25 protein-coding genes are annotated in these 24,671 nt (G+C 60.1%); 3 read left to right on the top strand and 22 right to left on the bottom strand.

The genetic code is table 11. The features are described from left to right. Positions 1 to 146 precede the first annotated feature (146 nt). From nuoG to ACR0C6_RS01665, 19 genes are all read right to left on the bottom strand, one after another. Complete coding sequence (nuoG, locus tag ACR0C6_RS01755) at positions 147 to 2,168, bottom strand: NADH-quinone oxidoreductase subunit NuoG (RefSeq protein WP_480618048.1); 2,022 nt, start codon at positions 2,166 to 2,168, stop codon at positions 147 to 149. A 5-nt stretch (positions 2,169 to 2,173) separates the two neighbouring features. Beyond that, positions 2,174 to 2,578 carry a DUF5333 domain-containing protein gene (locus ACR0C6_RS01750; protein ID WP_171227957.1) on the bottom strand — a complete coding sequence of 135 codons (405 nt, stop codon included), beginning with the start codon at positions 2,576 to 2,578 and terminating at the stop codon, positions 2,174 to 2,176. A gap of 98 nt (positions 2,579 to 2,676) precedes the next feature. Further along, positions 2,677 to 3,027 carry a hypothetical protein gene (locus ACR0C6_RS01745; protein WP_480445657.1) on the bottom strand — a complete coding sequence of 117 codons (351 nt, stop codon included), beginning with the start codon at positions 3,025 to 3,027 and terminating at the stop codon, positions 2,677 to 2,679. 37 nt (positions 3,028 to 3,064) lie between these two features. Further along, complete coding sequence (locus tag ACR0C6_RS01740; RefSeq protein ID WP_171115040.1) at positions 3,065 to 3,481, bottom strand: MAPEG family protein; 417 nt, start codon at positions 3,479 to 3,481, stop codon at positions 3,065 to 3,067. Between the two features lie 5 nt (positions 3,482 to 3,486). Then, a complete protein-coding gene (gene nuoF / locus ACR0C6_RS01735; protein ID WP_152458587.1) occupies positions 3,487 to 4,785 on the bottom strand; it encodes an NADH-quinone oxidoreductase subunit NuoF in 1,299 nt (432 codons plus the stop codon). A 12-nt stretch (positions 4,786 to 4,797) separates the two neighbouring features. After that, positions 4,798 to 5,019: a DUF5337 domain-containing protein gene (locus ACR0C6_RS01730; RefSeq protein ID WP_171092174.1), complete on the bottom strand. Its 222-nt coding sequence runs from the start codon at positions 5,017 to 5,019 to the stop codon at positions 4,798 to 4,800. A 30-nt stretch (positions 5,020 to 5,049) separates the two neighbouring features. Further along, positions 5,050 to 6,207, bottom strand: coding sequence for an NADH-quinone oxidoreductase subunit E (locus ACR0C6_RS01725; protein ID WP_480445661.1), 1,158 nt, complete (start codon positions 6,205 to 6,207; stop codon positions 5,050 to 5,052). Continuing rightward, positions 6,207 to 7,430, bottom strand: a complete 1,224-nt coding sequence (locus ACR0C6_RS01720) for an NADH-quinone oxidoreductase subunit D (RefSeq protein WP_171115034.1) — start codon at positions 7,428 to 7,430, stop codon at positions 6,207 to 6,209. Before ACR0C6_RS01720 ends, ACR0C6_RS01725 begins: the two co-directional genes overlap by 1 nt. 123 nt (positions 7,431 to 7,553) lie before the next feature. Further along, entirely contained in the window at positions 7,554 to 7,727 is a 174-nt protein-coding gene (locus tag ACR0C6_RS01715) for a hypothetical protein (RefSeq protein ID WP_010442775.1), read from the bottom strand. Continuing rightward, a complete protein-coding gene (locus tag ACR0C6_RS01710; RefSeq protein WP_171227954.1) occupies positions 7,727 to 8,332 on the bottom strand; it encodes an NADH-quinone oxidoreductase subunit C in 606 nt (201 codons plus the stop codon). Before ACR0C6_RS01710 ends, ACR0C6_RS01715 begins: the two co-directional genes overlap by 1 nt. Positions 8,333 to 8,343: 11 nt before the next feature. After that, the gene (locus ACR0C6_RS01705; protein ID WP_010442777.1) at positions 8,344 to 8,877 is read right to left on the bottom strand and encodes a NuoB/complex I 20 kDa subunit family protein; all 534 of its coding nucleotides are present in this window, start codon (positions 8,875 to 8,877) and stop codon (positions 8,344 to 8,346) included. Then, positions 8,868 to 9,233 carry an NADH-quinone oxidoreductase subunit A gene (locus ACR0C6_RS01700; protein ID WP_068335558.1) on the bottom strand — a complete coding sequence of 122 codons (366 nt, stop codon included), beginning with the start codon at positions 9,231 to 9,233 and terminating at the stop codon, positions 8,868 to 8,870. Before ACR0C6_RS01700 ends, ACR0C6_RS01705 begins: the two co-directional genes overlap by 10 nt. 194 nt (positions 9,234 to 9,427) lie before the next feature. Next, positions 9,428 to 10,210, bottom strand: coding sequence for a crotonase/enoyl-CoA hydratase family protein (locus ACR0C6_RS01695; protein WP_480618047.1), 783 nt, complete (start codon positions 10,208 to 10,210; stop codon positions 9,428 to 9,430). A 1-nt stretch (position 10,211) separates the two neighbouring features. Beyond that, positions 10,212 to 11,063, bottom strand: a complete 852-nt coding sequence (locus tag ACR0C6_RS01690; protein ID WP_480618046.1) for a hydroxymethylglutaryl-CoA lyase — start codon at positions 11,061 to 11,063, stop codon at positions 10,212 to 10,214. Positions 11,064 to 11,141: 78 nt separating this feature from the next. Next, a complete protein-coding gene (locus ACR0C6_RS01685; RefSeq protein WP_480618045.1) occupies positions 11,142 to 13,076 on the bottom strand; it encodes an acetyl/propionyl/methylcrotonyl-CoA carboxylase subunit alpha in 1,935 nt (644 codons plus the stop codon). A 5-nt stretch (positions 13,077 to 13,081) separates the two neighbouring features. Next, positions 13,082 to 13,507, bottom strand: a complete 426-nt coding sequence (locus ACR0C6_RS01680) for an ASCH domain-containing protein (RefSeq protein ID WP_171615922.1) — start codon at positions 13,505 to 13,507, stop codon at positions 13,082 to 13,084. 1 nt (position 13,508) lies between these two features. Continuing rightward, positions 13,509 to 15,113, bottom strand: coding sequence for a carboxyl transferase domain-containing protein (locus ACR0C6_RS01675; RefSeq protein WP_480618044.1), 1,605 nt, complete (start codon positions 15,111 to 15,113; stop codon positions 13,509 to 13,511). An 87-nt stretch (positions 15,114 to 15,200) separates the two neighbouring features. Next, positions 15,201 to 15,728, bottom strand: a complete 528-nt coding sequence (locus tag ACR0C6_RS01670) for a lysozyme inhibitor LprI family protein (protein WP_480618043.1) — start codon at positions 15,726 to 15,728, stop codon at positions 15,201 to 15,203. Further along, on the bottom strand, positions 15,725 to 17,335 hold the full coding sequence (locus ACR0C6_RS01665; protein WP_480618042.1) for an AMP-binding protein: 1,611 nt from the start codon (positions 17,333 to 17,335) through the stop codon (positions 15,725 to 15,727). Before ACR0C6_RS01665 ends, ACR0C6_RS01670 begins: the two co-directional genes overlap by 4 nt. 136 nt (positions 17,336 to 17,471) lie before the next feature. Between ACR0C6_RS01665 and ACR0C6_RS01660 the strand changes: the two genes are divergently transcribed. Continuing rightward, on the top strand, positions 17,472 to 18,074 hold the full coding sequence (locus ACR0C6_RS01660; RefSeq protein ID WP_480618041.1) for an OmpW/AlkL family protein: 603 nt from the start codon (positions 17,472 to 17,474) through the stop codon (positions 18,072 to 18,074). 52 nt (positions 18,075 to 18,126) lie between these two features. Here the strand turns inward: ACR0C6_RS01660 and ACR0C6_RS01655 are convergent, their stop codons facing one another. The 3 genes from ACR0C6_RS01655 to ACR0C6_RS01645 all read right to left on the bottom strand — a co-directional run bounded on the left by ACR0C6_RS01655 (position 18,127) and on the right by ACR0C6_RS01645 (position 21,357). Next, entirely contained in the window at positions 18,127 to 19,290 is a 1,164-nt protein-coding gene (locus ACR0C6_RS01655) for an isovaleryl-CoA dehydrogenase (RefSeq protein ID WP_480445669.1), read from the bottom strand. Between the two features lie 165 nt (positions 19,291 to 19,455). Beyond that, positions 19,456 to 20,646 (bottom strand): DegT/DnrJ/EryC1/StrS family aminotransferase, encoded by a 1,191-nt coding sequence (locus ACR0C6_RS01650; protein ID WP_480618040.1) that lies wholly within the window; start codon positions 20,644 to 20,646, stop codon positions 19,456 to 19,458. A gap of 39 nt (positions 20,647 to 20,685) precedes the next feature. Further along, positions 20,686 to 21,357, bottom strand: a complete 672-nt coding sequence (locus tag ACR0C6_RS01645) for an HAD-IA family hydrolase (RefSeq protein ID WP_480445672.1) — start codon at positions 21,355 to 21,357, stop codon at positions 20,686 to 20,688. A 134-nt stretch (positions 21,358 to 21,491) separates the two neighbouring features. Between ACR0C6_RS01645 and glmU the strand changes: the two genes are divergently transcribed. Both glmU and glmS read left to right on the top strand, forming a co-directional pair. Next, complete coding sequence (gene glmU / locus ACR0C6_RS01640; protein WP_480445674.1) at positions 21,492 to 22,844, top strand: bifunctional UDP-N-acetylglucosamine diphosphorylase/glucosamine-1-phosphate N-acetyltransferase GlmU; 1,353 nt, start codon at positions 21,492 to 21,494, stop codon at positions 22,842 to 22,844. Between the two features lie 3 nt (positions 22,845 to 22,847). Further along, positions 22,848 to 24,671 (top strand): glutamine--fructose-6-phosphate transaminase (isomerizing), encoded by a 1,824-nt coding sequence (glmS, locus tag ACR0C6_RS01635; protein ID WP_480618039.1) that lies wholly within the window; start codon positions 22,848 to 22,850, stop codon positions 24,669 to 24,671.

Genomic DNA, 24,671 nt, shown 5'->3' with positions numbered 1-24,671 from the left:
CGCAAACTGCGGCTGGGTCGGCGCGTTGGTGTAAACAGCATCTGCCGCCATTGCGCCACCCTTAATATTCGGTTTCACACGCAAATCTGGCGCGGCGAACTGCCACCCGGCAGCCGCTTTTGCCTGCGATATGAAACAGGTCTGGGTCATTCCGCCGCGATCTTCTCGGATTTGCGGGCCTGCGCCTGTGCCGACAGCTCGGCCATCAGCTGTGAAGCGCGTGCGATCGGGTTGGTCAAGTAGAAGTCCTTGATCGCATAGCGGAAAGTTGCGTTGCCCAGAGCACCGGCGTCGAGAGCTTTCACTTCGTTCTCGATCACTTCGTCGATGCGGGCCAGATGCGGAACCGCCTCGATCAAGGCCGTGCGCAGCTGTGCCAGAGAGTCGTAGGGCAGTGTTGCGCCCAGTTCGGCCGACAAGGCGCGCAGGATGGCCCAGTTCTCCTTCGCCTCACCCGGCGCAAAACCGGCTCGCATCGCCAACTGAGGACGACCTTCGGTGTTTACGAACACGCCGTTTTCCTCGGTATAGGCCGCGCCTGGCAGGATCACATCGGCGCGGTGCGCGCCCCGGTCACCATGGCTGCCCTGATAGATCACAAAGGCGCCTTCGCCGATCTCGACCTCATCCGCACCAAGGTTGTAGATCACATCGGCGGCGCTGATCGCGTCCATTCCGCCTTCGTTCGTGGCACCCACATCCATCGCACCGACGCGCGACGCCGCAGTGTGCAAAACGATCAGACCACTTTCCGTATTGGCCGCGATGGCTTGCGCAGCAGCCAGCACGGCGGCGCCGTCCGCTTCCTGCAAAGCGCCCTGCCCGATGATGACCAACGAACGTTTGCTCTTGATCTCGTCATCTCCGCCCATGTCGACAACTTTTTGCAGCGCTGTTCGATCATCGCCAACATGGTGGTAGTCATATGTCAGATCGACCGCAGGACCGACCAAAGCGACTTCGGCCCCATGCGCCCACGCCTTGCGGATGCGCGCGTTCAGGACAGGCGCTTCGTCACGTGGGTTTGTACCGATCAGCAGGATGCGTTCCGCGGTGTCGATATCTTCAATCGCGGCGGTACCGGCATAGGCGCCACGATTGCCCGCCGGAAGCTTAGCACCATCGGTACGGCATTCGACAACACCACCCTGCCCTTCGATCATCTGTTTCAGCGCAAACGCCGCCTCGACCGGAGCCAGATCACCCACGATACCGGCAGGTTTCTCGGCGCCCTTCAGCGCCTCTGCGGCCCTGGTCAGCGCCTCGGACCATGAAGCCGGGCGCAGCTTGCCGTTTTCACGGACATAGGGCTTGTCCAAACGCTGACGGCGCAGGCCATCCCAGACGAAACGTGTCTTGTCGCTGATCCATTCCTCGTTCACGCCGTCATGATTGCGCGGCAGGAAACGCATGACTTCACGGCCTTTGGTATCGACGCGTATGTTCGATCCCAACGCATCCATCACATCGATGCTTTCGGTTTTGGTCAATTCCCACGGACGCGCAGTAAAGGCGTAGGGCTTGGAGGTCAGCGCCCCGACAGGGCACAGATCGATGATGTTGCCCTGCAAATTCGAATCCAGCGTCTGGTTCAGATACGAGGTGATCTCGGCATCCTCACCGCGCCCGGTCTGACCCATCTGAGTTATCCCGGCAACTTCGGTGGTAAAGCGCACGCAGCGCGTACAGCTGATGCAGCGGGTCATTGCGGTGCCAACCAACGGGCCAAGATCCAGATCATCGACCGCCCGCTTTGCTTCCTTGAAGCGGGATCCGGACATGCCATAGGCCATCGCCTGATCCTGAAGGTCGCATTCGCCACCCTGATCGCAGATCGGGCAATCCAGCGGATGGTTGATCAGCAGGAACTCCATCACGCCTTCGCGGGCCTTTTTGACCATGGGCGAGTTCGTCTTGACCACCGGGGGCTGGCCTTCAGGCCCCGGACGCAGGTCACGCACCTGCATCGCGCAGGATGCCGCAGGTTTCGGCGGCCCGCCGACGACCTCGACTAGGCACATCCGGCAATTGCCAGCAATCGACAGACGCTCGTGATAACAAAAGCGCGGCACTTCGACCCCGGCTTGTTCACAAGCCTGGATCAGGGTCATCGCGCCATCGACTTCGATTTCCTGTCCGTCGATATTGATCTTGCGGAGGTCAGACATGGCTTTCAATTCGCCCTCAAATAAACGCCAATGGCGCTGTTTCTTTGGATTTCCTTCTGCCCCAGAGTGCAGAATGTGTTGGGGTTGTCATAGGTCACGCCATTCGAAGCCAGATACGCCTCGCCCTTGGCGCGCATCCGGTCCTTTTCAGCATCCGATTCGACGTAAGAGCGGATTTCGGTATCCGAATACCCCAGCTTGTTCGCCTTGGACCGCAGCCCCCACATCACACTGATCGCTTTCAATCGACGCCCGCTGATCGAGGGGCAATATTCCGAAATTTCATTTGCGATGGCGATGTAATAGAGTTCGTTATCGATCTCTTTGACATCCCTCAAGGGCGGCTTCGCATTTGCGACGGCAGGCAATGTGATCAAGGCAGCCAGCGCGAGTGTTTTGGCAAAAGACATGGATCTTCCCTTCGTTTTGGACGCACCAAAACGAACCGGTCCGGTCTTGCTAGGCAATAGCGGCCGGCAATCCGTGTCGTGATATGCAAAACCGCGCGTCATGGCCGTTGGCATTTTCCCGCAAAGGTCAATTGATCATCACTAATGCGCAGGTTTTGCGGTTCGGTGTCCGGCCCCACTTTCCAATCGATCCGCGAAGACCCGAAATTCTGCACGCAAAACTTGGTTCCTTCGTGTCGGCCGGCCTCACGCGCGCCATCCAGCGATGCGGACGCACCCTTCACCACAACGGTAAAATCCGTTGGCGATGCTTTCTTGTCGACCGCCTTCGCCTTTGCCTTGAACGCCTTTCCATCGAACAGAATACGATCTTCCGACGGCTTGATGATGCCGCAGGCGGACACGCTTGCCAGTGCCAGCAGGACTAAAAGGGTTCTTGGGGCCTTCATACTATCCCTCTTCGTGTTTTCATCTGCCGGGACGCCATCAGAACGCCGCCACCAATGCCATAAGCCCAATCACAAACATGCAGGCCCAGCCCAACACATACAGCACGGACCGAAGGCCACTGTTCGGCTTGCCTATACCTTTGATGTGCACCACCAGCATCACCAACCGCGCAACCAAAGCGACAGACGCCAGCAGATTGACCCAGAACGGGCTGGCGCCCAGCAATACCGCCGCAGTCACTACGGCCACAAACGCCGGAAGCGTTTCCGTTCCGTTCAGATAGGCCCGGTTCAGTCGATAGGCCTGATCAGAATAGTCCTGCTCAGGGGTTGCCCCCGGCGCGAGGCCCTTGCCCTGCTTGGCCAGCGCTGAAAACGGGGCCAGGAACAGAACCACCAGCGTGAAAAGCACAACCGATGAAATCGCGTGGCTGTATTCCGCAAACATGTCCATCCCGATCACTCCGCCGCCATCGCACCCATACGGCCCGATTTCTGAGCCTTGATGCGGTCTTCGATTTCTTCGCGGAAATTCCGGATCAGGCCCTGGATCGGCCAAGCGGCCGCATCGCCTAGAGCACAGATCGTGTGACCTTCCACCTGTTTGGTCACATCAAACAGCATGTCGATCTCTTCCAGCTCGGCCTCGCCGCGCACCAGGCGGTCCATGACCCGCATCATCCAGCCGGTGCCTTCGCGGCAGGGCGTGCACTGGCCGCAGCTTTCGTGTTTGTAGAATTTCGACAGGCGCCAGATCGCCTTGATGATGTCGGTGGACTTGTCCATCACGATCACCGCCGCCGTTCCAAGCCCCGAGCCCAGATCGTTGCGCAGATAATCGAAATCCATGATCGCGTCGCGCATGTTCTCACCGCGCACACACGGAACCGAGGATCCTCCGGGGATCACGGCCAGCAGATTGTCCCAGCCACCGCGAATGCCGCCGCAATGAGTCTCGATCAGTTCCTCGAAGGAAATCGACATCGCCTCTTCGACCACGCAGGGGTTGTTAACGTGACCCGAGATCGCAAACAGCTTGGTGCCCGCGTTGTTCTGGCGGCCGAAACCTGCGAACCAATCCGCCCCACGGCGCAGGATCGTGGGCACGACGGCGATGGATTCGACGTTGTTCACGGTCGTCGGGCAGCCATACAAGCCCGCACCTGCGGGGAACGGCGGCTTCATCCGCGGCATGCCCTTTTTACCTTCGAGGCTTTCAATCAGCGCGGTTTCCTCGCCACAGATATAGGCGCCTGCCCCGTGGTGCAGAAACAGGTCGAAATCCCAGCCCGAGCCGGCGGCATTCTTGCCCAACAGACCCGCGTCATAGGCCTCGTCAATCGCGGCCTGCAACGCCTCGCGTTCGCGGATGTACTCACCACGCAGATAGATGTAGCAGGTGTGGGCGTTCATGGCGAAAGACGCGATCAGGCAGCCCTCGATCAGCGTATGCGGATCATGGCGCATGATCTCGCGGTCTTTGCAGGTGCCGGGTTCGGATTCGTCCGCGTTGACCACCAGATAGGACGGGCGCCCGTCGCTTTCCTTGGGCATGAACGACCATTTGAGACCAGTCGGGAAACCCGCGCCGCCGCGTCCGCGCAGCCCGGAATCCTTCATCGTCTGGATGATCCAGTCGCGCCCTTTTTCAATCAGGCCAGCAGTGCCGTCCCAATGCCCGCGGGCCTGCGCACCTTTCAGCGTGCGTTCATGCATCCCGTAGATGTTGGTAAAGATCCGGTCCTGATCCTTCAGCATCGCGTGTTACCTTCAGCTATCCTGACGCATGCGCCAGAGTTGAAAAATGTTGATGCCTGCATAGATGAACCCCGCCAGAGCGGCGAGATCAAACAGCAGCGCATGCCGGGTCGTCAAACCCAGCGCGGGGCCAATGAACAGGTTCATCGCAAGCCAGATCAGCATGGTCACGGCGATGACCACCCCGATATGTCGGCCCTTGCGGGCTATGGCCTGTTCCTTGTCCTTGTCCATCTTCCCCCGAAGCCCGGAACGGGCATCCGTCTAGTCTTCGTATGTGCCCTCGGATTTGGCACGTTTGGCGAATTCGGTTTCCTCACCGGCAGCAAGCTTGGCCGCCTGCTCGATCCAGCCATCGCGTTCGATCCGGCCTTTGAATTTCAATCGCGCATCGACCCAGGCCACATGTTCGGGCGTCCAGGCCGCGATCTGGTCGTAGTGATAGAAACCCAGCTCGTTCAGCGTTTCTTCCAGCTTGGGGCCGACGCCTTTCAACAATTTAAGGTCATCCGCCTTGCCGTCGCGTGCGGCGGTTAGAGTGTTAGGCTGGGTTTCCTGAACGTCTTGGCTATCCGTCTTTGCTGCAGCGCCCTCGGGAGATGCCGGTTCGGTATGGGTCGATTTTTTGGTTCCACTCTGTTGTGCCGCCGTCTTGCCGGGCTCCGGCTTTTTCGGCGGTTGAGGAGCGGAACCGGAAGCTTCGGCTTTGCCATCCTTGCCAAGCCAAGGTGTCAGGATCGGAACTTCGGTTCCGTCAATACGCTTGACCGTGTCCCCAAGCTCAGTCGCCAGTTCAACACTTGCGTTGTATTTCGGCTTGCCGGCTTCATATTCGGACAGGCTGGAAAGCCCTTTCAACGGCTCGGCCGCGTAACGCCCGTTCTGAGGGCCGGGCGTCGGCACTTTGCCCGCCACCAGATCATCGAGGATCCTGCCGAAGCTCTCGGCGGTCAGATCCTCGTAGTAATCCTTGCCGATCTGCGCCATCGGCGCGTTGGTGCAGGACCCGAGGCATTCAACCTCTTCCCAGCTCAGCTTGCCATCGGCAGAAAGTTCATGCGGTTTCGCGGCGATCTTTTCCTTGCAGACCGCGATCAGATCTTCGGCCCCGCAGATCATGCAGGACGTCGTGCCGCAGACCTGAATATGCGCCACAGATCCAACCGGTTGCAGCTGGAACATGAAGTAGAAGGACGCAACCTCGAGCACGCGGATATAGGCCATGCCCAGCATGTCGGCGATGGCTTCAATCGCCGGGCGGCTCAGCCAGCCCTCCTGTTCTTGCGCGCGCCACAGCAGCGGAATGACCGCGCTGGCCTGACGGCCTTCGGGGTATTTGGTGATCTGCGCTTCGGCCCATTGCTGGTTGGCAGCTGTGAAGGCAAAGCTTTCGGGTTGTTCGGGATGAAGACGGCGGAGCATTAGCGGTCAATCTCTCCAAAAACGACATCCATGGTGCCGATGATGGCGGCGACGTCGGCCAGTTGGTGGCCCTTGGCGACGTGGTCCATGGCTTGCAAGTGCAGGAAACCGGGCGCGCGCAGTTTGGCGCGGTAAGGCTTGTTGGTGCCGTCGGCAACCAGATAGACGCCGAACTCGCCCTTGGGGGCTTCGACGGCGGCATAGACCTCGCCTGCGGGAACGTGGAAGCCTTCGGTATACAGCTTGAAGTGATGGATCAGGCTTTCCATCGAGGTCTTCATGTCCGAGCGTTTCGGCGGGGTGATCTTGCCACGCGCCAGCACGTCACCGGGGCATTCGCGGATTTTGACGATGGCCTGCTGGATGATCGACAGCGACTGGCGCATCTCTTCCATGCGCACCAAATAGCGGTCATAGCAGTCGCCGTTTTTGCCGACGGGGATCTGGAATTCGAACTCGTCATAGCATTCATAGGGCTGCGCGCGGCGCAAGTCCCATGCAAGACCCGACCCGCGCACCATCACGCCCGAGAAACCGTATTTCTGAATGTCATCTTCAGTCACGACACCAATATCGGCGTTGCGCTGTTTGAAGATGCGGTTTTCGGTCAGCAGACCGTCAATGTCGTCCAGAACGGCGGGGAACTCGTGGCTCCACGCCTCGATATCGTCCAGCAGTTCGGGCGGCAGGTCCTGATGTACACCGCCGGGGCGGAAATAGGCCGCGTGCAGGCGGGCCCCGCAGGCACGCTCGTAGAACACCATCAGCTTTTCACGCTCTTCAAAACCCCAAAGCGGCGGGGTCAGCGCGCCCACATCCATCGCCTGCGTGGTCACGTTCAGCAGGTGGTTCAGGATGCGGCCGATCTCGGAATACAGAACCCGGATCAGCGACCCCCTACGCGGCACCTCGACCCCGGTCAGCTTTTCGATGGCCAGACACCAGGCATGTTCCTGGTTCATCGGCGCCACGTAATCCAGACGGTCGAAATAGGGCAGGTTTTGCAGATAGGTCCGGCTTTCCATCAGCTTTTCGGTGCCGCGGTGCAGCAGGCCGATATGCGGGTCGCAGCGTTCGACGATCTCACCGTCGAGCTCGAGCACAAGGCGCAGAACCCCGTGCGCCGCAGGGTGTTGCGGGCCGAAGTTAATGTTGAAATTGCGGATCTTCTGTTCTCCGCTCAGCGCGTCCGTGCTGCCGTCATCGTATCTTGAGCCGTCCATCAACGCCCTCGTTTCTTTTTCGCATCGGCCCGAACCCGAACCTTTTCCGCCCCGGCCGCTTTGGCTGCAGCCCCGGCCAGCAGTACCCCCAACGCGCCCAGAATGATCAACTCACCCATCATCTCAGCGGCGCTCCAACTCTTGCAGTTTCAGCCCGACCCACCACAGCAGGGCGATCGTGCCAAAGGGAACCAGACACAGCAGACACCAGTATTTGTTGATCCCGAAGAACGGTAAAATCTTTACCATCGGAATGATTGTCAGTGCAGACAGGATCAACCACCAGATGCCACCCATTATTCTGTCCCCTGTTTCTCATCCCCCGGCAGAATGTAGTTCGCACCCTCCCAAGGGGACATAAAATCGAACTGACGGTATTCCTGCACCAGGCTGACGGGCTCGTAGACCACGCGCTTTTGCGCCTCGTCATAGCGGACCTCGGTATAGCCGGTAGTCGGGAAATCCTTGCGCAGCGGGTAGCCGCGGAATCCATAATCCGTCAGGATGCGCCGCAGATCCGGGTGGCCCGAGAACAGGATGCCGAACATGTCGAACACCTCACGCTCGAACCAGTTGGCCGAGGGGTGCACGTCAACGATGGACGGCACCATGTCTTCTTCACGGATCGAGACTCGCAGCCGGATGCGCTGGTTCTGGTACATCGACAGAAAGTGATAGACCACATCGAACCGTTTGGCGCGTTCGGGGTAATCCACGCCAGTGATATCCACCAGCGTCGAGAATTTGCAGCTCTGGTCGGATTTCAGGAATTCGACGAATTCCACAAGATTCGACGGTGCCACGTCCACGTTCAGTTCGCCATGGGTCACGTCCCATGACAGAACGCAATCAGAGCGTTTGATTTCCAGCTGTGCGCCGAGTTCCTTGAGTGCTTCGCTCATCAGCTCTCTCCTCAGCGGACAATTGTGCCGGTACGGCGGATTTTGCGTTGCAACTGCATCAGACCGTAAAGCAGTGCCTCAGCAGTCGGAGGGCAGCCGGGCACGTAGATGTCCACCGGAACAACCCGGTCACAGCCACGCACGACGGAATAGGAATAGTGGTAATACCCCCCGCCATTCGCGCAGGAGCCCATCGAGATCACATAGCGCGGCTCGGGCATCTGGTCATAGACCTTCCGCAACGCCGGGGCCATCTTGTTGGTCAGCGTTCCCGCCACGATCATCACGTCCGACTGGCGCGGAGACGCCCGGGGCGCGATGCCGAACCGTTCCGCATCATAACGTGGCATCGAGGTATGCATCATCTCAACCGCGCAGCAGGCCAGTCCAAAGGTCATCCAGTGCAACGAGCCGGTGCGGGCCCAGTTGATGATGTCTTCGGTCGAGGTCAGCAGGAAACCCTTGTCCTGCAACTCGGCGTTCAGGGCCTGAGTGGCGACTTCCTTGTCGACACCGGCAGTGTTGGCACCTGTCATCACTCCCATTCCAGCGCCCCTTTCTTCCATTCATAGGCAAAGCCGATGGTCAGAACACCCAGGAACACCATCATGGACCAGAACCCGACATCGCTGATGTCTCTGAAGCCCACGGCCCAGGGAAACAGGAAAGCGATCTCTAGATCGAAGATGATGAACAGAATCGAAACCAGATAGAATCGGACGTCGAATTTCATCCGCGCATCGTCGAAGGCATTGAAACCACATTCATATGCGCTGACCTTTTCGGGGTCGGGATTGCGGACGGCCAGTACGACGGCGGCCAGAATCAAGACGATCCCAAGGCCCACGGCAACGGCCAGAAACACCAGAATCGGGAGGTACTCCCGCAGCAGGTCTTCCACGAATAGCTCCTTTCCTGCGCACATGTCTTGTCGGGTGCGCCGTCAATTGGCGTGTTGACTGGACATTCTCTATCTCTGCGGGGTCAGAGGGTCAACCGAACACAGCCCCCTTCGCGATCAAACCTGCGTTTGACAGCGCGGCATAGAATCGCAGCACCGGCGTTTGACTTTGGCTTGGCGGAACCTGGTAAAACCTACTTATTCCATGCAGGTTTTCGTTTTTCAAAAAACGCCGCGATCCCTTCGCGTGCCTCTTGTGTTTCCCAGCGCTCGACCAACTCGCCTATGGTCTGATCGATCACGGCATCGTCGATGCGCGGACCCAGAGCGCGTACCAGCGCCTTGGCAGAGGCAACCGCCCCGGGCGCGCAAGACAAATAGGGGCGAATTTCGTCCTCAACCGCGTCCGAAAGCCGATCTGCCGAAACGGTTTTCGCCAGCAGGCCCAGATCAACGGCCTCGGACGCATCGAACAGACGAGCTGACATGAACACCCGGCGCGCGCGGGCTTCGCCCATGCGGGCGATGACATAGGGGCCAATTGTTGCGGGGATCAGCCCCAGGCGCGTTTCGGTCAACCCCATCTTCAGACTGTCGACCCCGATCGCGACATCGCACACGGCCGCCATGCCCACCCCGCCCCCAAAGGCATTGCCCTGCAACGCCCCGATCAGAGGCTTTGGCATCGTGTTCAGAGCCTGCAACATCTCGGCCAGCTTGCGCGCCTCGACAAAACGCGTCTTTTTGTCAGCCGCTATCTGGTCCTGCATCCACCCCAGATCACCGCCGGCACAAAACGTCTTGCCCGCCGCGGCCAGAACGACCGCCCGGACCGCGTCATCCTGACCAAGTTGCGATGCGGCGTCGGTCAATTCCGTGATCATCTGCCCCGACATGGCATTGTGTTTTTCAGGCCGGTTCAGGGTAAGCGTCGCGACACCGCGCATATCCGTCGAGATCGTGATCGTTGAAAACATGTCAGCCCCTCAAAGCCCTGGCCATCTGCGCGGCCTCTTTAATAACGTCGATATCCAGGCCAGTTTCATACCCCAGCCGCTGCAAATGCGCCGCAACTTCCTCGGTGGCCACGTTACCGGCCGCACCCGGGGCGTAAGGGCAACCGCCCAACCCACCCACGGCTGCATCGAACACCCGCACGCCCAGCGCCAATGCCGCATCAATGTTGTCGATCGCGCGCCCGTTGGTGTCATGGAAATGCCCCGCCAGCCGCGTCACCGGAACCCTTTCGCGCACTGCCAGAAGCATATGTGCAACCTTGTCCGGAGTTCCCTGCCCAATCGTGTCGCCCAGCGAAACCTCGTAACAGCCCAGCGCGAAAAGCCGATCAGCAACCTCAGCCACTTTTTCGGGCGGCGTCGGACCGTCATACGGGCAATCCGTCACGCATGAGACATAGCCACGAACCGGCAGGTCGATATGGCGCGCCGCCTCCAGAATCGGCGTGAACCGCTCGATCGACTCGGCGATGGAGGCATTGATATTGGCCTTCGAGAATCCTTCGGAGGCCGAGGCGAACACGGCGATCTCGTCCGCCTTGGCCGCCAGCGCGTCGCCATAGCCATGCATGTTCGGCGTCAGCGCGGCATAGCGCACCCCATTCGCACGCGTGATCCCCCCCAGCACCTGAGCGGAACCCGCCATCTGCGGCACCCATTTCGGGGACACGAAGCTTGCAACTTCGATCCGGCGAAACCCCGCACGGCTGAGACAATCGATCAAGGCGATCTTGTCCGCGACCGGTATTTCGCGCTTTTCGTTTTGCAGCCCGTCGCGCGGCCCGACCTCATAGATTTCGACCAGCTCACCCATGTCCGCCCCCCTTCTGGATTGTCGTCGTTTCAAGCAATTATCGTCTGACCTTGGCACGCCGCGTTGCGCGGGTACAGATCAAGCTTCGTCCTCCAACCTCACCAGAGCAGCCCCGGCTTCGACCTGCGAACCATCCTCGACCAGCACTTCGGCAACGATCCCGTCCCGCGCCGCAAGCAGCGAATGCTCCATCTTCATCGCTTCCAAAATGGCCAGACGATCGCCTTTCTGTACGGTTTGTCCCGCTGTGGCAAAGACGGCTTTGACCAGACCGGGCATAGGCGCCTCGATCACATTGGTGTCGCCGGTCGCGCTGGTATCCCGGTCCAGCGGATCGATGACGTCGAAGCTCTGACCGTAATCGGTGAAAACCGTCAGGGTCCCGTTATGTGCGGCAACGCGAGGCATCGGCGTGCCGTTCAACACCCAGCGCCCGGCAGTGCGTTCCGCAGCGACACGGTTTTCGCCAACCTGCCAAATCTGGCGATCCGGCCCATCGACCTGCACATCCAGATCCAGCACGTCGTCGCGACGGGACAATTGCACGGCACGATGCAGCGGCGCCCACAGCGAAAACCCGGTTTCCGGATCGACATCCACCAGATCCAATGCCGTCATCGCAGCCGCGACCGCGGTAACATCCGACGGCTCGGGTTCCTGCACCAACGTTTCAAGGTCTCGCCCGATCAGCCCCGTATCGACATCTCCCGAGGCAAATCCTTCGTGACGCGTCAACGCGCCCAGAAAGGCCAGATTGGTAACAGTACCTGCAACTTCGGTCTGTTGCAGCACCCGGTTCAACGTCTCAAGTGCAATGGCACGCGTCGATCCATGCACCACCACCTTGGCAATCATCGGGTCATACCACGGGCTGATCGTGTCCCCGGCGCGAACGCCGCTATCGGCGCGACAGTTGCCGGGGAAAACCAGATGAGTCAGCGTTCCCGTCGCGGGCAGGAACCCTTTCGGCACATCCTCGGCATACAAACGAGCCTCGAAGGCATGGCCAGAGATCGCAAGATCATCCTGTTTCTTGGGAAGACTCTCGCCTGCGGCCACGCGAAGCTGCCACTCGACCAGATCGATCCCCGTGATGGCCTCTGTCACCGGGTGCTCCACCTGAAGGCGCGTGTTCATTTCCATGAACCAGAACCTGTCGGGGCGCAGCCCGTCAGAGGCATCGACGATGAATTCGACCGTGCCCGCGCCTTTATAGCCGATCGCCTCGGCGGCGCGCACGCCGGCCTGCCCCATAGCCTCGCGCATTTCAGACGTCATGCCCGGGGCGGGGGCTTCTTCGATCACCTTCTGATGGCGGCGCTGCAACGAGCAGTCCCTTTCAAACAGATGAACGGCATGGGTACCATCGCCGAACACCTGCACTTCGATATGGCGGGGTTTGGCCACGAATTTTTCGACCAGCACGGCATCATTGCCAAAGGCGGTCCGGGCCTCGCCCCGCGCGCTGTCAAGCGCGGTCGCGAAATCCTCAGGGCGTTCAACAAGGCGCATCCCCTTGCCGCCGCCGCCCGCAACGGCCTTGATCAGAACCGGATAGCCGATCGCATCCGCCGCACCGGCCAGATGCTCGGGGTCCTGATTGTCGCCATGATAACCTGGCACGACCGGAACGCCGGCCTTCTCCATCAGAACCTTGGCCGCGTCCTTGAGGCCCATCTTGCGGATCGCATCAGCCGAGGGGCCGATGAACGTCAGCCCCGCCGCCTGTACGGAATCCACGAAATCGGGGTTCTCGGACAGAAAGCCATACCCCGGATGGATCGCCTGTGCGCCGGTGTTCAGCGCGGCCTGAATGATCACATCACCCTTTAAATAACTGTCCGCCGGGGCGGGGCCGCCAATATGAACCGCCTCATCCGCCATCTGAACATGTTTTGCGGCTGCATCCGCATCGGAATAAACAGCAACGCAGGACACGCCCATGGACTGGGCCGTTTCCATGACGCGGTAGGCGATCTCACCCCGGTTGGCAATCAGAATTTTGTTGAACATGGCCTTCACCCTTCCAATGCCAGATCTTCGACAAGACGGAACCGTTCGCACACGAGTTTCATCTCGGGATCAAAGCCGCCGTTTCGCTGGAAATATCGACGATGATCTTCCCGCCATCCTTCAAGCGTTTCATTTTCACCTTCCGCCAAGGCGAATTCCTCGGTCACATCGCAGTAACGCTGGATCGAAACATCAACGGTTTCAATGACCAACGCCGGAGTGTCATCCCAGTTCAGCGCAATATCGCGGCGACCGGACTTGGGCATCTCAAGGCTGTCATCAGGATAGTTTCTGAGCGCGTCGCAGGTCGCTGTTTTACGGCCAGAACGGACCAAGGCCAGAAGCTCTGAACTCAGCACGGGGTTGTCGCCGAATTTGAAGGTTTGTGCACCGGGATAGCGGGCGATTATGTCTTTCAAACTCTCGCTCATCTCACATCCGGAACACGCCGAAACGTGTCTCCTCGATCGGGGCATTCAGCGCGGCGCTGAGCGACAGGGCCAGCACATCGCGGCTTTTGCGCGGGTCAATGATGCCGTCATCCCACAGCCGCGCCGAGGCATAGAGCGGATGCGACTGTTCCTCGAACATATCCAGCGTCGGGCGTTTGAACTCGGCCTCTTCTTCGGCGGACCACGTGCCACCCTGCCGTTCTATCCCGTCGCGTTTGACGGTGGCCAGAACGCCAGCGGCCTGCTCGCCGCCCATCACCGAAATGCGCGAATTCGGCCAGGTCCACAGGAACCGGGGCTGATAGGCACGACCGGCCATGCCATAGTTCCCGGCCCCGAACGAGCCGCCGACCAGCATCGTGATCTTGGGCACCGACGTCGTGGCCACCGCCGTAACCATCTTGGCCCCATGCCGCGCGATGCCTTCGTTTTCGTATTTGCGACCGACCATGAACCCGGTGATGTTTTGCAGGAACACAAGCGGGATTTTGCGTTGCGAACACAGCTCGACGAAATGGGCACCCTTCTGCGCCGCTTCGGAAAACAGCACGCCGTTATTGGCGATGATCCCCACCGGGCAGCCTTTGACATGGGCAAACCCCGTGACCAGCGTTTCGCCGAAGCGCGGTTTGAATTCGTCGAACCGAGACCCATCGACCAGACGCGCAATCACTTCACGGATGTCATAGGGCGTGCGCAGATCAGCAGGGACAACGCCCAGGATTTCCTCGGCGTCATAGGCCGGATCTTCGGGGCTGGCCCAGTCCACCGTCTGCGGCTTGCGGCGATTGAGTGACCCAACCGCCCGACGGGCCAAGGCCAGCGCGTGCGCATCATCCTCGGCCAGATAGTCGGCGACGCCGGACAGGCGCGTGTGTACATCGCCGCCGCCCAGATCTTCGGCGCTGACAACCTCGCCCGTCGCGGCCTTGACCAGAGGCGGGCCGGCCAGAAAAATCGTGCCCTGTTCTTTGACGATGATCGTCACATCCGACATCGCCGGCACATAGGCGCCACCGGCCGTGCATGACCCCATGACCACGGCGATCTGAGCGATCCCCTTCGCGCTCATCCGCGCTTGGTTGTAGAAGATGCGGCCAAAGTGATCGCGGTCGGGAAAGACCTCATCCTGATTGGGCAGGTTCGCGCCACCGCTGTCGACCAGATAGATGCAGGGCAGATGGTTTTCCTCGGCAATCTCCTGCGCCCGCAGGTGTTTCTTGACCGTCATCGGGTAATAGGTGCCGCCCTTCACGGTGGCGTCGTTGCAGACCACCATGACCTGCTGCCCCTGCACAAGTCCAATGCCCGCGATGACGCCAGCACAGGGCGCGGCATCGCCATACATCCCATGCGCCGCCGTCGCCCCGATTTCGAGGAACGGAGACCCCGGATCAAGCAGGTTCGCCACCCTCCGGCGGGGGAGCATCTTGCCGCGGGATTCATGCCGCGCGCGGGACTTCTCTCCTCCGCCAATGCGGGCCGCTTCGGCGGCGGCAGAGATTTGGACCAGCGCGTCAAGATGGGCCGCGCGGTTTGCTCTAAAGCCCTCGGAAGCGGGCATGGCTTTGGATGTGAGTTTCATATCAGTGCTATCCCGTTATCCGTTCGATAAACTACAAGTAAGCTGCGCAGGCCGAAGCATCTTGGTCCAACCTGCGACTTGGTTGATTTATTGCTTGTCGACAAAACCGCCCAATTCAGCTTGAAGCGTTTGCATCTGCATGAGTGAAAGCCGCGATTTGCAATCGCCTACGACTGCGCCGTAGCCGGAGTTAATGGCATTCCAAGTCGCTTCAATCTCACACATCGCATCTCGGTACTCGATCCAGGCTCTTTGCGCCGCTCGCAACATCTCTTCACTTTCGGCAGTCCGTTCAGAACCATAGGCGTTGTTTCGTGCAGCCGCCAAATAAATGGGGTAAATCTCATTGAGCTTTGCATCAATTTCCTCGAATGCGGCGTAGCTACAATAATATGCGCCACCCGCCGTAGAGAGATTTTGTGTAAACCGATTGCAGCGACTTAGGGCGTGCTCAAAGCACGTCAGTTGGTCGGAGTATTCCCAATTGAAGCACTCAGCCAAATTGAGATGAGTCTCGGAATTAAAGTCATCAATAGACTGCAACGGTTGAGCGAGTGTTACCGCTGGAAACGCGCTGAACACACTGAAAACTATAGTTGAGATTAAGGCTCTCATTTTATTCCTTTTTCGTGTTTTTGTGGTTGTGTACCAAACGAATACGGTGCTTCAGCCAAAGCATCAATTCCCGCATTAGTTGAAATTGCAGTCTCCCCCGCCGCCCGCGCCTTCAACTCCTTGCGGATCACCTTCCCCGTCACCGTCATCGGCAGTTCCTCCAGAAATGCCACCTCGCGCGGATAGGAATAATGCGCCAGACGGTCCTTGACCCAATCCTGCAACTCGGCACCCGTGGCCTCGGCCCCCGGTTTCAACACCACATACGCCTTGACGATCTCGGTCCGCAGCTTGTCAGGTTTGCCGACCACGCCCACGGTGGCCACCGCCGGATGGGTCAGCAGGCAATCCTCGATCTCGGCCGGGCCAATGCGGTAGCCGGCCGAGGTGATCACGTCATCGTCGCGGCCTACAAAGCGCAGATAGTCGCCTTCCCACACGCCGCGATCTCCGGTGATCAGCCAATCACCCCGGAACTTCTCGGCCGTCGCTTGCGGATTGTTCCAGTATTCCAGCAGCATCGAGGCCGAACCCCGCCGGATGGCGACATCGCCTTCCTCGCTGGTCGGGATGCCGTCATCGTCGATCACCGCGACTTCATGCCCGGGCACCGGCTTGCCGATACAGCCGGGTTGAACAGGGAAATCCTCGGCGCAGGAGGATACGACCATATTGCATTCGGTCTGGCCGTAGAATTCGTTGATCGTCAGACCAAACGCACCTTGGCCCCAGGCCAGCATCTCGGCCCCCAGCGGCTCACCCCCGGACGCGACCGAGCGCAAACCCGGGATCGCCTGATCCGCCGCCTTGAGCATCCGCAGGGCGGTCGGCGGAAAGAACACATTCCGCACCCCGCCCCGCGCAATGATCTCGGCACAGGCTTCGGGGGTGAACTTCTCAAGCCGTGCCGCGACAACCGGGATACCCAGCGCAAGGCCCGGCATCAGCACATCGAACAACCCGCCGATCCACGCCCAATCCGCCGGGGTCCACAGGCAGTCTCCTTCACGCAGGTGATTGTGGCTGATCGAGACACCCGGCAAATGCCCGGTCAGAACCCGATGCCCGTGCAGCGCGCCTTTCGGGCTGCCGGTTGTACCAGAGGTGTAGATCAATACGGCAGGATCCTCGGGCCCTGTCGCGGCATAGGGCAGCGCTGGACCGGTCACGCCAATGTCGGATGCGATCAGAGGTTCAGCCAGATCGCCCAGCAGATCCGCCCCTTCGGCATCGGTCAGCACGATCTGAACGCCCGCATCGCCCGCCCGCGACCGCAGCGCATCCCGTTTGAACAACTTGAACAAGGGCACCGAAATCGCGCCGATCTTCCAGATCGCCAAATGAGCTGCCGCACACCAGGGAGACTGGCTCAGCAGCACTCCGACCCGATCACCGGGCCGGACGCGGGCCAGCAGGGCGCGGGCGATCCCATCAGCCATCTGTGCCAGTTGCCCATAGGTTATAAGCCGCCGCCCTGATCCGGTCAGATCGATAAGCGCCACCTGATCACCCGGATGGTTCAGACATTGCTGCGCCATGTTCAGCCGGTCCGGTATGTCCCAGCCCCCACCTGAGCGCAAACCCGGTATGCGCTCAGCGTGCAGCAAGGCGAATTCCCCTTGTTTTCCTGATGCTTCGCGACCTGACTTTGGGCGGACACATCACGCAAACTTGATGCAGATCAGAGTGGCCGGACACCGCCTTTGCGAAACCAAGAGCATCAACATAACCAAAGGCAAGAATATGACAAAGAAACTCGCCGCTTTGACACTGTCTACCGCGTTGGTCGCCCTGGCGGCTCCGGCTTTGGCCCAGTCGCAAGGGGACTGGACGCTGGGTATCGGTGTTGGCTATCTGGACCCGAAATCCGACAACGGCACGCTGGCCGGTGCGCCAGCGACGATCGACGCGGACACCCGCCCGATTTTCACCGCCGAGTACTTTATTCGCGACAACCTGGGCATCGAGCTTCTGGCAGCGACCCCGTTCAAGCACACCGTAGCCCTTGGCGGTACGAACGCGGCAACGGTCAAGCACCTGCCGCCCACCTTGTCGCTGAACTATCACTTCCCGACCAACAGCGCCTGGAAACCCTATGTCGGCGCCGGTCTCAACTATACGATCTTCTTCGACGAGCAATCGCCCCTGGGTAACATTAAGGTCGATGACTCCTTCGGCGTCTCGTTGCAGGCCGGTCTGGATTACATGGTCACCGACAACGGGGCGATCCGCCTGAACGTGCGCTGGTTCGACATTGACTCGGACGTCTCGCTCAACGGCGCCCCCATCGGCACCGCGGAAATCGATCCCTGGCTGGTCGGTGTTTCCTACGTCCATCGGTTCTGATCCCGTTTCGAAAGCGCCCTGCGGTTACCTCGTCCGCAGGGCGTTCTTTCATTCAGAGCATTTCATTCATCATTTCGCGGCCGATCAGCATCCGGCGAATCTCGCTGGTGCCTGCACCGATCTCCATCAGCTTGGCATCCCGGAAAATCCGGCTGACCGGCGCATCCGACAGGAAGCCCGCCCCGCCCAACGCCTGAACCGCCTGATGGGCCTGAACCATCGCCTGTTCCGACGCGTAAAGGCAGCACGCTGCCGCATCCTGCCGGGTCACGTCACCGCGGTCACACGCCTTGGCGACTTCATAGACATAGGCCCGTGCCGAGTTCATCGCGGTGTACATGTCGGCAATCTTGCCCTGCATCAACTGAAAACTGCCGATGGGTTTGCCGAACTGCTTGCGTTCAGCCAGATAAGGCATCACTTCGTCCAGACAGGCGGCCATGATGCCGGTCCCGATGCCTGCCAGCACGACCCGCTCATAATCCAGACCCGACATGAGCACGGCAACACCCTTGCCCTCTTCGCCCAACACGTTCTCGAACGGCACCTCGACGTCTTCAAAAATCAGCTCAGCCGTGTTCGACCCGCGCATACCCAGCTTGTCGAAATGGGGCGAGGTTGAAAAACCCTTCATCTCTTTTTCGATCAGAAATGCGGTAATACCCTTCGATCCGGCATCGGGGTCCGTCTTGGCATAAACCACCAGAGTATCCGCATCCGGCCCGTTGGTGATCCAGTATTTGTTGCCGTTCAGACGGTAGTGGTCGTTCCGCTTTTCCGCGCGCAGCTTCATCGACACCACATCCGACCCGGCCGAAGGTTCCGACATGGCCAGCGCCCCCACATGCTCGCCCGAGATCAGCCGCGGCAGGTACTTTTGCTTCTGTTCTTCATTGCCGTTCAGCTTGATCTGGTTCACGCACAGGTTCGAATGCGCCCCGTATGACAAAGAAACCGAAGCTGAAGCGCGCGCGACCTCTTCGACGGCGATCGTATGCGCCAGATAAGACATGCCTGCACCGCCGTACTCTTCCGGCACGGTAACACCCAGCAGACCAAGCTCTCCCATCTCTTTCCACAGCTCGTTCGGAAAGGCATTGTTGGCGTCGATCTCGGCCGCCATCGGCTTGACACGCTCCTGCGCCCAGCGATGCACCATCTCGCGCAGGGCATTCACATCCTCACCCAGATCGAACTTCATCGTGGCCATGAACATCTGCGTCTTCCCTCCGCTTTAATGAACAAGTGTTCAATAAATTTCTAGCAGCGAATCTGCTGCCGGTCAATCTTTGTGACAGCGCGTCCGAAACGGAAAAACGCCGCCCCCAAAAGGGCGGCGTTTCAAAAGATCGAGCGTGCGCCGCAGGCGCACTCCGCTTGGTCAAGACTGATAAACCGCGCTCACTTCGGCCCGGATGATCCGGGCGATCAATCGACAATCCTCCAGGGAAAACGTCAAAGGCACGCGCATATCCATCACGCCGGCCAGAACGCGGTCACTTTCGGGCATCCGTTCGCTGTCGAAATATCGCCAACTGTCATAGCGCGACGTGAATCCTGTCGGCTCGGCACCGCCGAACCACTTCAGCTCAACCCCGCGCGCCGCGCAACGGCTGATGACTTCGGCTATCCGTTCAGGCGCCCAATCCAGCAGCAGGAACTGAATCGAAGACCCGACATAAGTTTCTTCTTCGGGCCGTTCGACGATCGTCAGACCCGGCGTACCCCGCAACCCGGTTTCGATCTCGCGATAACGTTCGTTCCACCGGGCCACCTGTCGGTCCAGATCCCGCAATTGCGGGCGCAGGATCGCCGCGCGCAAATTGTCCATCCGGCCAGAAACGTTGGGCGTGGTGTATTTGATCCGCTCGAACACCTCAGGCCCCGGCGCCGCCAGATGGCGTTCGTACAACATGTAGGACCCCGACAACATCGTGGCCTTGGCCGCCAGTTCCTCGTCATCGGTGACCAGCAAGCCCCCTTCGCCGGAATTGACATGCTTGTAGGTCTGACAGGAATAACACCCGATCGCGCCCTGCCGTCCTGACAACTGACCGCGCCAGGCTGCACCCATCGTGTGTGCGCAATCCTCGATCACGATCACCCCGGCTGCGTCACACATCTGCATCAGCCGGTCCATATCACACAGATGCCCGCGCATATGGCTGAGCATCAGAACACGCGCTTGATCCAGCTTGCCCTCAAGATCATCCAGATCAATGGTCAGGTCTTCCGTCACTCCGACAAATATTGCCCGCCCTCCGACCGAGGCGATGGACCCCGGGACCGGGGCCAGCGTAAACGCATTGGTTAATACCGGGTCGCTTGGCTGCACGCCAACCGCACGCAGGGCCGTGGCCAGAGCGTAACCGCCAGACGAAACCGCAAGACAGTATTTGGCCCCCATCTGCGCCGCAAATTCCTGCTCCAGCAGGGCCGTTTCCCCCAACTCTCCAGGGACGACATTGTATCGATGCAGACGCCCATGGCGCAGAACGGCCAGTGCCGCTTCGATTGCATCTTCCGGAAGGGGTTCCTGCTGCGTAAAGCTGCCAGAGAATACGTCGGTCATGGTCTTGTTCTGAGGCTCCGAAAGGGTCCGGTCAAGGTTTCAGGCTGCCGCACCGATCAGATCAGGCACGAGGCCGGGCAAGTCGTCAAAATGATGCAGAAGGGCTTCGGGTTCCAGCGCCGCCATGTCATCCCCCGATGGCCCGAAGGTAACCAGCACCGAAGGAACGCCCGCCGCTCTGGCGGTGTTGCGGTCGGTATCCGAGTCTCCGACCAGCACGCACAAGTCCGGATCGCCCCCGGCACGGCGCGCGGCTTCACGCAACGGCGCCGGGTCCGGTTTTCGGACCGGCAGCGTATCGGCCCCGACCAAAGATGCAAAACGGTCCCGCACCCCCATGCGTGTCAGCAACAATTCGGCCAGATGTTCCGGTTTGTTCGTGCAAATGCCCACACCGTAACCCGCGTCACTCAGTAACTCGACCGCCTGTAGTGCGCCGGGATAGAAACTGGTGTGGGTGTCGATGTCCTGCGCGTAGGCCTCAAGAAGAACCGGATAATAGGCCTGTACCGTATCTTCGTCATAGGCCCCGACACGTTTCAGCCCGTGAGTCAGCATCATGCGCCCACCTCGCAGCGCCACACCGGAATCCGGCCCGTGGACCAGTACATCCCCGTGTCCCATCTTGCGGAAACAATGGTTCGCGGCCGCCAGCAAATCACCGGATGTGTCCGCCAAAGTGCCGTCCAGATCGAAGATGACGGTGCGCATTTCGCCCCCTTGCTCGGCAGGTTTTCGCCGTATCCTGTTTCAATCGGCAATCTTGTTTGATGGCCGAACGGCTTGCGCCTTTGACCTCAGCGGATAAAACGGACGGCAACAAAACACAAAGAGAAAACGAATTCATGACCACTGCCCTTGTCATCCTCGCCGCCGGAAAAGGCACCAGGATGAATTCGGACCTTCCCAAAGTTCTGCATCCCATCGCTCAGGTTCCGATGCTGATCCATGCGATGCGCGCCGGATCTGTCCTGTCGCCCGAACATACCGTGATCGTCACCGGCCACGGGTCCGAAGCCGTGGCAAAGGTTGCACGGGCCGAGGATGAAGGGGCGCAGATCGCAGTGCAGGAAGACCAGTTGGGTACGGCCCATGCGGTCGCCCAGGCCCGGAGCGCATTGAGCGGGTTCGAAGGTGATGTGGTCGTTCTTTACGGCGACACCCCGTTCTTGCAGCCCGACACCCTGGAAAGAATGATCGAGGCACGGGCTGACAACGATCTGGTGATCCTGGGCTTCGAGGCCGCCGACCCGGCCCGGTATGGCCGTTTGGTGATGAAGGGCGACGCCCTGGAGCGGATCGTCGAGTTCAAGGATGCGTCAGATGAAGAACGCACCATAACCTTCTGCAACTCGGGCCTTCTGGCCTGTGACGCAGGCACTCTGTTCGACCTGATCGACGCGGTCGGAAACGACAACGCGTCGGGCGAATACTACCTGACCGACGTGGTCGAGATCGCGCGCGACCGCGGCCTGAAGGTCACTGCCGTTTCGTGCGACGAGGCGCAGACGCTGGGCGTGAACTCTCGCGCCGATCTGGCTGCGGCCGATGCCGTGTTCCAGGCCCGCGCCCGGGCCGAACTGCTGGATCTGGGCGTCACATTGATGGCGCCTGACACGGTGTATCTGGCCGCGGATACGGTGGTCGGGCGCGATACGGTGATCGAACCGAATGTGGTGTTCGGCCCGGGCGTCACGGTCGAAAGCGGCGCAACGATCCGCGCCTTCTCGCATCTTGAGGGCTGCCATGTCAGCCGGGGCGCTGTCGTCGGCCCCTACGCGCGCCTGCGCCCCGGCGCCGAACTGGCCGAAAACACGCGGGTCGGCAATTTCGTCGAGATCAAGAATGCCGAAATCGCCGAAGGCGCAAAGATCAATCACCTCAGCTATATCGGGGACGCTTCGGTTGGCGCGGCGACCAACATCGGTGCGGGCACGATCACCTGCAACTATGACGGAGTGATGAAGCACAAGACCACGATTGGTGAGAATGTCTTTGTCGGCTCGAACACCATGCTGGTGGCGCCGGTCGCAGTGGGCGACGGCGCGATGACCGCGACGGGCACTGTCGTGACCAGGGATGTGGACCCTGATGCGCTAGCCGTTGCGCGGGCCAAGCAGGAAAACAAGCCCGGATATGCGCGCAAATTGTTTGATATGTTGAAGGCGAAAAAGGCTCGCCGCGATAAAAAGGCCTGAGATATGTGTGGAATAGTAGGTGTTTTGGGGCAGCACGAGGCCGCCCCTATTCTGGTAGAAGCCCTGAAACGGCTTGAATATCGCGGCTATGACAGCGCCGGGATTGCAACCGTCAACGACGGCGCATTGGGCCGGCGGCGCGCGGTTGGCAAGCTGGTCAACCTCAGCGACCTTCTGGTGCATGATCCTCTTCCCGGAAAATCCGGCATAGGCCATACCCGCTGGGCCACGCATGGCGCCCCGTCGGTCAACAATGCACATCCGCACAAGGCGGGCCCAGTGGCCGTCGTTCACAACGGCATCGTCGAAAACTATCGCGACCTGAGGGCCGAACTCGCCGAACATGGTGTTGATTTCCAAACCGAAACCGACACGGAAACGGTTGCCCTCATGACGGAACACCACCTGAACTCGGGCTTGTCCCCGGTTGAGGCCGCGTTCAAGACGATCGACCGGTTGGAGGGCGCCTTTGCGCTGGCCTTTCTGTTCGACGGTGAGGACGATCTGATCGTGGCGGCCCGCAAGGGATCGCCACTGGCCATCGGTCACGGGGATGGCGAGATGTATGTGGGCTCTGACGCCATCGCCCTGGCGCCTCTGACCAACCAGATCACATATCTGGAAGAAGGCGACCGCGCGGTTCTGACCCGAACGTCGCTTGAAATCCGCAACGAAGCCGGTGAGCTGGCCAACCGGGAAAAGCGCAAGATCAAGCTGGATCATGCGCGCGCGGACAAGGGCGAGCACAAGCATTTCATGGCCAAGGAAATCGCTGAACAGCCCATCGTTGTGGCCGAAGCAATCCGGTCCTACCTGCCCACGGGCGGTGACCGCGTGGTCCTGCCGGACACGGATCTGGATTTCAGCAAGCTGGATCGTCTGACCATGGTGGCCTGCGGCACCGCGTTTTACGCCTGCCTGACCGCGAAATACTGGTTCGAGCAACTGGCGAAGATGCCCGTTGAAGTCGATATCGCCAGCGAGTTCCGCTATCGCGAGCCTCCGATCACGGATCGAACACTGGCGCTTTTCGTCAGCCAGTCGGGCGAAACCGCCGACACGCTGGCCGCGTTGCGATATTGTGAGGGCAAGGCAGACAAGATCGTTTCGGTCGTCAACGTGCCCGAAAGCTCGATTGCTCGCGAAAGCGATATCGCCTTGCCGATCCATGCCGGTGTCGAAATCGGCGTGGCGTCGACCAAAGCCTTCACTTGCCAGCTGAGCGTGCTGCTGATGCTGGCGCTCAAGGCCGCAGCAGACCGGGGCACGATGACGGATGAGGACATCGCCGATCATGCCGCCGCGCTGCGCGGGTTGCCGACCGTGCTGAACGCCGCACTCGATCAGAACCGGGCAATCCGCAAAGCCGCCCAACGCCTGTCCGAGGCGCGCGACGTCCTGTTTCTGGGCCGTGGCCTGATGTATCCGCTGGCAATGGAAGGCGCGCTGAAGCTGAAGGAAATCAGCTATATCCACGCCGAAGGTTATGCGTCAGGAGAGTTGAAACACGGCCCCATCGCCCTGATCGACAAGCATATGCCCGTGGTTGTCATGGCACCCCGTGACACCGTGTTCGACAAGACCGTATCGAATATGCAGGAAGTGATGGCGCGCAAGGGCAAGGTGATCCTGGTCTCTGATGATGACGGCATTGACGAGGCCGGCGACGGCGTCTGGAGCACCATCCGCATGCCGCATGTTCACACCAGTCTTGCACCGATCCTGTATTCGGTTCCCGCGCAATTGCTGGCCTATCACACGGCGGTTGCCAAGGGCACCGATGTGGATCAGCCGCGCAATCTGGCAAAGTCGGTCACGGTGGAGTGA

The organism is Ruegeria sp. AL12 (genome assembly GCF_056540885.1).
This window is presented reverse-complemented; position numbering and strand designations above follow the sequence as displayed.